Raw genomic sequence first — 2,311 nt, 5'->3', positions numbered from 1 at the left:
AATTGTTTACCCCAGTATGGGGCATAAAATAAATCTGCGCAATTACTTTTTACACAAACTATTTTACACTCCCGATTTTGAAACAATTAACAATATTTTTCTTCTGGCAATGAAAATCGTGAAGTTTATCCTCTCGATAGTATAATTACTATTCTCCTATATTTATATATGTGGAGCTAATTTGAAATTATGGCATACTATATTGTGTATTTTTGTGAAATTGGGGAACAATGTTAAAGAATTATTTGTAAAATGTACCCCAATTTATATTGACTATTGGGGTACAAATCAATATAATATTCAAAGAAATTATTCCCCAAAGAAGGATCTGCAATGACAGCACTCTCGCAAGCAAGGAACGCAGTGAAGAAAATACCTTTGTTAAAGAATAGAACTTACCACGCCTCTGATTTAAGCGCAACCCGGTGGGACTTAAAAAATCCCTGTTAAGAGTTATGCTATCGTGCTTAGCAATGATAGATATTCTCCTAACAGGGATTTTGTATTCCCTATATTATTTGATGATACTGGTAATTGGTAATGCCGTTATATGGGTTATGCCTGGTACGTTTTTTCTTAATTCTGCTTCAAAGTTTTCGTAGGTGTCGTTTTTGGCAATGGCCACATCCATGGTGAAGTTACATATACTGAAGATTTTGAAGCAATTAACAATATTCTTCTTCTGGCAATGAAAATCGTGGAGTTTATCCTCTACAAAATGTTCATCAGTGCAAATATCTACATGCCAATACAAAAAATCCTTGTTGCGATTATAACGTTTGTCAAATAATTTTAGTCTCATGTAAATTTAAATCCCTTTCCATATATATTAATTTATCCAACTGTATATTATTGTAATCTAATTTTAAATTTATTGCAAGGAAAATATTTAACATCATCAAAAAAATAAAAGTGTGTATAAATATAAAAGTTATATGCAGCGGAAAATTGGCGGAAATTTATTTTATATGGAAAATATCCTTACCTAGAGGGGAACTTGTTAGTGGAATGAGAAAACAGATGACAGGGATTTTGTATATGTTGGTATAATTATTATTCTTCTATATTTATGTATGTGGAGCTAATTTGAAATCATGACATAGTACATTGTGTATTTTGTGAGATGGGGGAACAATATTAAAGATTTATTTACAAAATGTACCCCAATGTGTATTGACTATGAGGATACTTTAAATACCACTTTTGTTTATTATGTTTAAATGGTATAATTAACTTGACGAAGGGAGTGATATAATATGGCTACTGTAAGTTTTGATTCCAAATTTGAGCTCAAAAAAGAATACGTGGATAGTTTTTTCGATGCCTTAGATCAGATGTCCAAAATGCCAAGAATTCCTGATAGTCCATATGTTGGTAAAAAGGAGCGAGAGCGAGGGGAAATGCTATTAAAAAGATACTGTTCCCGTTAAAAGATATATTAGGCATACCGTTGCTTAGAGAAAGATTAGATAAAGGAATTTTGGAGTTTTCCTGTAAGAAAAATAATGATTTAGAGGAATTTTTATCAACAAGGGCTATTTTATATGAACAGATATCTAAAAGTCGGACATACCTTTTTATTGACGAAGATGCATTGGATGAGAAAATTTCAATATTAGGTTATTTTTCTATAGGGTTAAAGACATTGATGTTACCAGATAATTTATCTAATAATCAAATCCGGAAATTGGATGGGTATTCTAGTAAGATTAATAGAGAAAAAATAAATAGCCTCCCAGTGTATCTTATAGGGCAATTAGCAAAGAATGATCAATATAAATCGTTGATTTCAGGTGATGAAATTTTACAGGCAGCGATTTCTACAATTAGAGAGTATAGTTCTTGCTTGTCAGGTAGATTAATAGCCGTTGATTGTAAGCCTGTAGATAAGTTGCATGAATTTTATAAGCGAAATCATTTTATTATGATTGGGCATGATCAAATTAGTGGATTAGATCAATTCGTGTACTTTTTGAATAGACTACAAATACAAGGTGAAAGAGTAAAAGAATTTTGAAAACTCCCGGAGAATAGTTTCTTGAAGCAATGTATAAGCCCATCGGCGAAAATGTTGGTGGGTTTACTTGTTTTCTGTATGCAGATTCATGGGCAGAATGTCCACGGTAACAATATTTTTCTTCTGGCAATGAAAATCGTGGAGTTTATCCTCTACAAAATGTTCATCGGTGCAAATATCTACATGCCAATACAAAAAATCCTTGTTGCGATTATAACGTTTGTCAAATAATTTTATTCTCATGTAAATTTAAATCTCTTTCTATATGTATTAATACATCCGGATATATATTAT

The 2,311-nt window shown here is 31.4% G+C and carries 4 protein-coding genes; 2 read left to right on the top strand and 2 right to left on the bottom strand.

Features of this window, described 5'->3' with window-relative positions; translation table 11 throughout:
* Window positions 1–514: 514 nt before the first annotated feature.
* Window positions 515–802: a hypothetical protein gene (locus tag I6E26_RS10930; protein WP_235321898.1), complete on the bottom strand. Its 288-nt coding sequence runs from the start codon at window positions 800–802 to the stop codon at window positions 515–517.
* 454 nt (window positions 803–1,256) lie between these two features.
* Between I6E26_RS10930 and I6E26_RS10925 the strand changes: the two genes are divergently transcribed.
* Together I6E26_RS10925 and I6E26_RS10920 are read left to right on the top strand one after the other, a co-directional pair.
* Window positions 1,257–1,430 (top strand): hypothetical protein, encoded by a 174-nt coding sequence (locus tag I6E26_RS10925; protein ID WP_235321897.1) that lies wholly within the window; start codon window positions 1,257–1,259, stop codon window positions 1,428–1,430.
* Between the two features lie 20 nt (window positions 1,431–1,450).
* On the top strand, window positions 1,451–2,017 hold the full coding sequence (locus tag I6E26_RS10920) for a hypothetical protein (protein WP_235321896.1): 567 nt from the start codon (window positions 1,451–1,453) through the stop codon (window positions 2,015–2,017).
* Between the two features lie 63 nt (window positions 2,018–2,080).
* On the opposite strand, the gene I6E26_RS10915 is transcribed toward I6E26_RS10920, so the two are convergent.
* Window positions 2,081–2,260 (bottom strand): hypothetical protein, encoded by a 180-nt coding sequence (locus I6E26_RS10915; RefSeq protein WP_235321895.1) that lies wholly within the window; start codon window positions 2,258–2,260, stop codon window positions 2,081–2,083.
* Between the last annotated feature and the right edge of the window lie 51 nt (window positions 2,261–2,311).

This window comes from Anaerovibrio lipolyticus, assembly GCF_021531495.1.
In the GTDB taxonomy this organism is placed as follows: domain Bacteria; phylum Bacillota; class Negativicutes; order Selenomonadales; family Selenomonadaceae; genus Anaerovibrio.
This window is presented reverse-complemented; position numbering and strand designations above follow the sequence as displayed.

What these genes read in the sequence shown, in the direction of transcription:
- I6E26_RS10930 (WP_235321898.1), bottom strand. Translation starts at nt 802, where the DNA reads ATGAGACTAAAATTATTTGACAAACGTTATAATCGCAACAAGGATTTT.
- I6E26_RS10925 (WP_235321897.1), top strand. Translation starts at nt 1,257, where the DNA reads ATGGCTACTGTAAGTTTTGATTCCAAATTTGAGCTCAAAAAAGAATAC.
- I6E26_RS10915 (WP_235321895.1), bottom strand. Translation starts at nt 2,260, where the DNA reads ATGAGAATAAAATTATTTGACAAACGTTATAATCGCAACAAGGATTTT.